This is a genomic window from Alcanivorax sp., from assembly GCF_014762765.1.
GTDB lineage: Bacteria > Pseudomonadota > Gammaproteobacteria > Pseudomonadales > Alcanivoracaceae > Alcanivorax.
Map to the genome: position 1 here is coordinate 1 of NZ_JABURH010000204.1, position 7,205 is coordinate 7,205.

The window sequence follows — 7,205 nt, forward strand, 5'->3', positions numbered from 1 at the left end:
ACAACCTTGGACGGGTGGATGTTCTTGTTGGTCCAATCCATTTCGGATACGTGAACCAGACCCTCGACACCCTCTTCGATTTCGGCAAAGCAGCCGTAATCGGTCAGGTTGGTCACCTTCGCCTTGACGCGGGTACCTTCCGGGTACTTGCCCACGATATCGTGCCACGGATCTTCGCCCAGCTGCTTCAGACCCAGGGAAACACGCATCTTCTCGCGGTCGAACTTGAGTACCTTGACGTCGATTTCCTGACCCACTTCCACGATCTCGCTCGGATGCTTGATACGCTTCCAGGCCATATCGGTGATGTGCAGCAGGCCGTCGATACCGCCCAGGTCTACGAACGCACCGTAGTCGGTCAGGTTCTTCACGATACCTTTGACTTCCATGCCTTCCTGGAGCGTTTCCAGCAGCTGCTCACGCTCGGCGCTGTGCTCGGCTTCCATAACGGCACGACGGGAAACCACAACGTTGTTGCGCTTGGGATCCAGCTTGATGACCTTGAAGTCCAGCTCTTTGCCTTCCAGGTGAGCAACGTCGCGCACCGGACGGATGTCTACCAGGGAGCCCGGCAGGAAGGCGCGGATCGGGCCGATATCGACAGTGAAGCCACCCTTCACCTTGCCGGAAATCATACCTTTTACGATCTCGTCTTCGTCGAAAGCTTTTTCCAGCTCGCCCCATACTTCGGCGCGCTTGGCTTTTTCACGGGACAGGCGGGTGAAGCCCATGCCATCGTCGATGGCATCTACGGCTACATCTACTTCATCGCCTTCGGCGATTTCCAGTTCGCCTGCCTCGTTGATGAATTCGTCACGGGCAATAATGCCTTCGGATTTCAGGCCTGCGTTAACGGTTACCCAGTCGCTATCGATGGATACAACAGTACCCTTGATGATGGAACCACGGGCAACGTCCAGGTCCTTGAGGCTTTCTTCAAAGAGATCAGCAAAAGATTCGGTCATGAAATTCACTCTGTATTTAAGTCACATGCCAACCAGCAGACATGGGTTAGTCAACGAAAGCGATCCACTCTTCCCCAGCTGGCTTACTTTTTCAGGGTCAAGCAGATCAACCGCTTTTACACAAAATCAGAATCCCCCCTCGACACGGATTGCCGAAGGAGTTCGATGGCGTGTGTGCTGCCTTACGCCAGTTGGCGAGCGGCAGCCTCATCAAGAATCCGGTCGACCACGTCATCAACCGACAGGGTGGTGGAATCAATCACCACGGCATCGTCTGCCGGGCACAATGGCGCCACCTCACGGTTCATGTCACGGTCATCCCGGGTGCGGATGTCCTCAACGAGGGTCGCGAGGGTAGCACCAAAGCCCTTTTCCTTCAACTGCTCAAAGCGCCGTCTGGCGCGCTCTTCAGCGCTGGCGGTGAGGTAAATCTTGAGGGGGGCAGAGGTAAACACCACGGTGCCCATATCCCTGCCATCGGCCACCAGGCCGGGAGCCTCGGCGAAGGCCCGCTGACGGGCCAGCAGCGCATCACGCACCGGCTGCAGCACTGCCACCTGGCTGGCCAGCTCGCCGACGCTTTCCTGGCGGATGATGTTGGACACATCCTCACCGTCCAGAATCACCGCCGTATCGCCCTGCTGCTCCACAAAACGGACCGGCAGAGACTGGGCCATGGCCACCAGGGCGGCTTCGTCATCCAGGGCAACCCCTTGATTTCTCGCGTGATAACCCAGCACCCGGTAGAGGGCGCCGGAATCCAGCAGATGCCAGCCCAGACGGGCCGCCACCAGCCGTGCCACGGTACCCTTCCCGGAGGAAACCGGTCCGTCGATGGTCAATACAGCGGTGGACGGAGCAGTCATTTCACCTCCAGGTTCAGGCCCGCGTGGGCCGCCAGCTGGGCAAAGCCCGGGAAGCTGGTCGCCACATTGGCGCAGTCATTGATCGTAATCGGGCCAGAGGCGCGCAGGGACGCCATGGCAAAGCTCATGGCAATACGGTGATCACCGTGTGACTGGATCTCGCCGCCGCCGAAGGGGCCACCACTGATGCGGATGCCGTCTTCGAATACCTGGTGATCCACGCCCAACGCGGCCAGGCCGTCTGCCATCACCTGGATGCGGTCGGATTCCTTCACCCGCAGCTCTTCGGCACCGCGCAGGACGGTTTCCCCTTCGGCACAGGCTGCGGCAATGAAGATGGCGGGAAACTCGTCGATGGCCAGGGGCACCAACTCCTCGGGAATCTCGATACCCTTCAGCGGCGCGGATTTGACCACGATGTCGGCTACCGGCTCGCCGCCGGCGTCGCGCTGGTTTTCCAGGCGAATATCCGCGCCCATCAGCTTGAGAATGTCGATCACGCCGGTACGGGTGGGGTTGATGCCCACATGGGGTAGTGTCAGTTCACTGCCTTCGGCAATGGAGGCGCCCACCAGGAAAAAGGCCGCCGAGGAGATGTCCGCCGGCACTTCCAGCTTGCAGGCAGTGAGAGTGCCGCCGCCAGTCAGCGCACTGGTGGCACCGTCACGGCGCACGTCATAGCCAAAGCCGCCCAGCATCCGCTCGGTATGGTCGCGGGTGGGGGCCGGCTCGGTCACCGAGGTTTCACCTTCAGCATACAGGCCACCCAGCAGCACCGCGGATTTCACCTGGGCGGAAGCCATGGGCAGGTCGTAATGAATGCCCTTGAGGGGCTGACCACCACGGATACGCACCGGCGGACGGCCTTCGTTACCGGTAGAAATCTGGGCGCCCATGTCACGCAGGGGGCTGGCCACCCGCTCCATGGGACGCTTGGACAGGGACGCATCACCGGTGAGCTCCACATCGAAGGCCTGCCCGGCCAGCAACCCGGTGAGCAGACGCATGGAGGTGCCGGAGTTGCCCATATAGAGCGCTTTGCCCGGCGCCTTGAGACCATGCAGACCGACCCCGTGAATGGTCACCTGGCCGTTGTGGGGGCCTTCGATGACCACACCCATATCACGAAATGCCTGCAGCGTTGCCAGGGCGTCCTCGCCTTCCAGGAAGCCTTCTACCTGGGTCACGCCTTCGGCCAGGGAGCCGAGCATGATGGAACGGTGGGACATGGATTTGTCGCCGGGTACCCGTACCCGGCCAGTGAGTCGGCCACCCGGGGTCACCACAAAGGTGGGGTTGGCATTACTGCTGTCTGTCATGGTTGTGTCGTCACCTGAATGGTGGGCGCGGGTATAGGACGTGCGCCCGTTCATGGCCATAAAATGGGCCCGGGCCGAATTGGCGCGGGTCATGATGCCCATCAGGGCATCGGAATCATCGTCACTCACCGCTTGGCGGAAGCGCGCGATACCGTCGCTGAACAGGTCCAGGGACTGCAGCAGCGCGGCCTTGTTCTCGCGGAAAATGTCATGCCACATCACCGGATCCGAGCTGGCGATACGGGTGAAGTCGCGAAAACCGCCGGCAGCATAGCGGAAGATCTCCGTGGAGTCGCCCTGCCGGGCCAGAGTATCCACCAGCGAAAAGGCCAGTAGATGGGGCAGATGGCTGGTTTCCGCCAGTACCTGATCGTGGTAATCCGGCGCCATCTGCAGCACTTCCGCCCCCATGGCGGTCCATATCGCCCGCACCCGGGCAGTGGCGGCCGGATCCGTGGCCTCGGTGGGCGTCAGGATGACTCGGTGATCCTGGTACAGGTCCGCATCGGCGGCGCTGACACCGCTCTTTTCCTTGCCGGCAATGGGATGGCCGGGCACAAAACGCGAATAATGCTCGCCCAGGGATCCACGGGCCGCGGTGATCACATTGCCTTTGACGCTGCCGCCATCCGTGATGATTGCCGTGCGGGACAGTCCCGGCTTCAGCGCACTCAATACCTTGCCCATGGCCGAAACGGGGGTGGAGACAAAGACCAGATCGGCGCCTTTGACCGCCTCCACCAGATCCTGGCTGCCTTCGTCGACAACGCCGAGGGCGATACCCTGCTCCAGGGTCCGGGCGGAGCGGGAACCGGCCACAATGGATCCGGCCAGCCCGTTTTTTCGGGCGGCAGCAGCAAAGGAGCCACCGATCAGGCCCAGGCCGATCACAGCAATGCGGTTGAACAGGGGTTCAGACATGGCAAGCGCCCCCGATTCGCATTGTAGGAGCACCGCTTGAGGTGCGAACCGAATCTGGTACGGAATGCCGCAAGCAGCTTCGCGTCTCAAGCGACGCTCCTACGGCGGAAAAACCGAAACGATGGAGATTACCCATCCGCCAGCACCTTCTTAAGGGCGGCCAAGAAACGCTCATTCTCGCGGCTGGTGCCCACGGTCACGCGCAGGAAGTTGGTCATGCCGTAGCCTCCCAGAGGACGCACAATCACGCCTTCGCGCAACAGGCCCTGGTAAACCGGCATGGCGTCGCGACCACAGTCGAAGGCGATGAAGTTGGCCACCGACGGGATCTGTTCCAGCTGCAGCTTCTGCAAGCCTTCGGCGATCTGCACCAGACCACTGGTGTTTTCGCCGCGGGAATTCTCGATATGATCGTCGTCGGACAGGGCTGCCTCGGCGGCCACCATGGCCGGGGTATTCACGTTGAACGGCTGGCGCACCCGGTTCAGCACATCGGCAATTTGCGGGTTGCAGACACCATAGCCGATACGCAGGCCGGCCAGGCCATGAATCTTGGAGAAGGTGCGCGTTACCACCAGGTTCGGGTATTTTTGCAGACGTTCAACCCCATTCGGGTAGTGACTTTCCTCCACGTATTCGAAGTAGGCCTCGTCCAGCACCACGATCACCCGCTCCGGAATGCGCGACAGGAACTCATCCAGGGCATGGGCATTGAACCAGGTGCCAGTGGGGTTGTTCGGGTTGGCCACGAAAATCACCCGGGTGCGCTCGGTCACCGCCTCAGCCATGGCCGCCAGGTCGTGGCCATAGAGATTGGACGGCACCGCCACCGGCCTGGCATTGCAAGCCAGGGTCACTAACGGATACACCGCAAAGGCGTACTCGGAGAAAATCGCTTCATCGCCGGGTTGCAGGTAGGCACGGGCGATCAGGTCCAGCACATCGTTGGAGCCGTTACCCAGAGTCAGCTGATTGGTTTGCACCCCCAGCTTTTCCGCCAGTGCTGCCTTCAGGGAAAAACCGGCGCCATCCGGATACAGGTGCAGCTCATGCAGATGCTTGAGGGCATGCAGGGCCTTGTGGCTGGCACCCAGGGGGTTTTCATTGCTGGCCAGCTTGACGATATCGGTGAGGCCAAGCTCCCGCTCCAGCTCCTCGATAGGCTTGCCAGGTTCATAGGGCTTGAGCTGCTGAACGCCACTGTTGGCGAGTTCGATGTAATCGCAAGTCATGATGACTCCTTTGCCTGCCTAAGCGGCACGCCTGGCGAATTCCGTTAATGTTCTGCGACACCTGACGGGGCGGCTTCTCCAGCATCAGGCTCCCAGCGTTTTACAACACCGCTTTCGGATACGATCCCAACAGCTTGATGGTATTGCCAGCTGCTTCCAGCTTGTCCAACACCGGCTGCAGCTTGCCATCTTCCTTGTGCCCTTCGCAGTCCACGAAGAACACATAACTCCAATTGGACGTCCGTGACGGGCGGGATTCAAGCCGGGTCAGGTTGATGCCTTCATCACGGAACGGTGCCAGTACTTCATAGAGCAGGCCCGGGCGGTTCTTGCCGCTGATCATCAGGCTGGTCTTGTCGTTGCCGGACGGCGGCGTGTCCTGACGGCCGATGATGATGAAGCGGGTGGTATTGTCCGGGCGGTCTTCGATATTGCGCTGCACCGCTTCCAGCCCATACAACTCTTCCGCCATTTCCCCGGCAATGGCCAGGGCATTCCACTCGTCCTTCAGGCGACGGGCCGCTTCCGCGTTGGAGCTGACGGCAATGCGCTCGACCCCCGGCATATGGGCATCCAGCCACTGGCGGCACTGGGCCAGGGTCTGCTGGTGGGAATAGACCCGGGTCACCTTGTCACGGCGGGTGTGTTCACCGGCCAACAGGTGATGGTGGATGCGCAGCTCCACTTCGCCACAGATTTTCAGGCTGGAGGTCATGAAGGTGTCCAGGGTGTGGTTGACCACCCCTTCGGTGGAGTTTTCCACCGGCACCACGCCGTAGTGAGCTGCCCCGGCTTCCACTTCCCGGAACACTTCATCAATGGCACCCAGCGGAACGCTTTCCACCGCATGACCGAAATGCTTGAGAGCGGCCTGCTGGGTAAAGGTGCCTTCCGGCCCCAGGAAGGCCACTTTCATGCGCTGCTCCAGGGCCAGGCAGGCGCTCATGATCTCGCGGAAAAACCGCGCCATGGTTTCACCATCCAGCGGCCCCTGGTTGCGCTCTTTGACCCGGCGCAGCACCTGGGCTTCACGTTCCGGGCGATAAAACACCGGATTGGGGTCGGTGGCGCTCTTCACCTCGGCCACCTTGTGGGCCAGGGTGGCGCGCTCGTTGAGCAGGTCCTGCAGCCGCTGGTCCAGCTCATCGATCTGATTACGCAAGTTTTCCAGAGATTCGGTCATGGCGGTCCCCGCTCAGCCGTTGCGTTTTTCGAAGTCCGCCATAAAGGCGATCAGCGTATCCACTGCTGCTTCCGGTACCGCATTGTAGATGCTGGCACGCATGCCACCCACGCTGCGGTGACCCTTCAGATTCAACAGGCCGGCCTGGTCGGCTTCGCTGAGAAACTGTTTATCCAGGTTGGCATCGGCCAGCACAAAGGGCACATTCATCCAGCTACGGCTGATTTTTTCCACCGGATTGCTGTAGAAGCCGCTGTTATCAATAAAACCATACAGCTTTTCGGCCTTACGCTGGTTGGTTTCTGCCATGTTCGCCACCCCGCCCTGCTTCTTCAGCCACTGGAACACCAGACCAGCCAGGTACCAGGAAAAAGTCGGCGGCGTGTTGTACATGCTGCCATTGTCCGCGTGGGTCTGATAATTGAGCATGGCAGGCACATGAGCGCCAGCCTTACCGAGCAGGTCCTTGCGAATAATCACCAGGGTCAGGCCGGCAGGGCCGATATTCTTCTGGGCACCGGCATAGATGACCCCGAAGCGGTTAACATCAATGGGGCGGGACAGGATAGTGGAGCTCATGTCTGCCACCAGCGGGCTGTCACCCACTTCCGGAACAAAGCTGTATTCCAGTCCACCAATGGTTTCGTTGGGGCAGTAGTGCACGTAGGCCGGGTTGGCAGACAGCTGCCAGGTATCCCGGGGCGGCACGGTGGTGAAAT

At 60.6% G+C, this 7,205-nt stretch carries 6 protein-coding genes; all 6 read right to left on the reverse strand.

Annotated features, from left to right (window positions below):
* Nucleotides 1–965, reverse strand: a 965-nt coding sequence (locus HUJ17_RS15955) for a 30S ribosomal protein S1 (protein WP_290511619.1), incomplete at its 3' end; no start/stop codon positions are given.
* 182 nt (nt 966–1,147) lie between these two features.
* Nucleotides 1,148–1,831 carry a (d)CMP kinase gene (gene cmk, locus HUJ17_RS15960; RefSeq protein ID WP_290511620.1) on the reverse strand — a complete coding sequence of 228 codons (684 nt, stop codon included), beginning with the start codon at nt 1,829–1,831 and terminating at the stop codon, nt 1,148–1,150.
* The gene (locus HUJ17_RS15965) at nt 1,828–4,071 is read right to left on the reverse strand and encodes a bifunctional prephenate dehydrogenase/3-phosphoshikimate 1-carboxyvinyltransferase (RefSeq protein WP_290511621.1); all 2,244 of its coding nucleotides are present in this window, start codon (nt 4,069–4,071) and stop codon (nt 1,828–1,830) included. Before HUJ17_RS15965 ends, cmk begins: the two co-directional genes overlap by 4 nt.
* Nucleotides 4,072–4,199: 128 nt before the next feature.
* Nucleotides 4,200–5,303, reverse strand: coding sequence for a histidinol-phosphate transaminase (gene hisC, locus HUJ17_RS15970; protein ID WP_290511622.1), 1,104 nt, complete (start codon nt 5,301–5,303; stop codon nt 4,200–4,202).
* A gap of 100 nt (nt 5,304–5,403) precedes the next feature.
* On the reverse strand, nt 5,404–6,486 hold the full coding sequence (gene pheA, locus HUJ17_RS15975) for a prephenate dehydratase (RefSeq protein WP_290511623.1): 1,083 nt from the start codon (nt 6,484–6,486) through the stop codon (nt 5,404–5,406).
* A 12-nt stretch (nt 6,487–6,498) separates the two neighbouring features.
* On the reverse strand, nt 6,499–7,205 hold a 707-nt coding region (gene serC, locus HUJ17_RS15980), incomplete at its 5' end, for a 3-phosphoserine/phosphohydroxythreonine transaminase (protein ID WP_290511624.1).

Excerpts from the sequence above, each read along its gene's own strand:
- cmk (WP_290511620.1), bottom strand. The coding sequence starts at position 1,831 with ATGACTGCTCCGTCCACCGCTGTATTGACCATCGACGGACCGGTTTCC.
- HUJ17_RS15965 (WP_290511621.1), bottom strand. The coding sequence starts at position 4,071 with ATGTCTGAACCCCTGTTCAACCGCATTGCTGTGATCGGCCTGGGCCTG.
- hisC (WP_290511622.1), bottom strand. The coding sequence starts at position 5,303 with ATGACTTGCGATTACATCGAACTCGCCAACAGTGGCGTTCAGCAGCTC.
- pheA (WP_290511623.1), bottom strand. The coding sequence starts at position 6,486 with ATGACCGAATCTCTGGAAAACTTGCGTAATCAGATCGATGAGCTGGAC.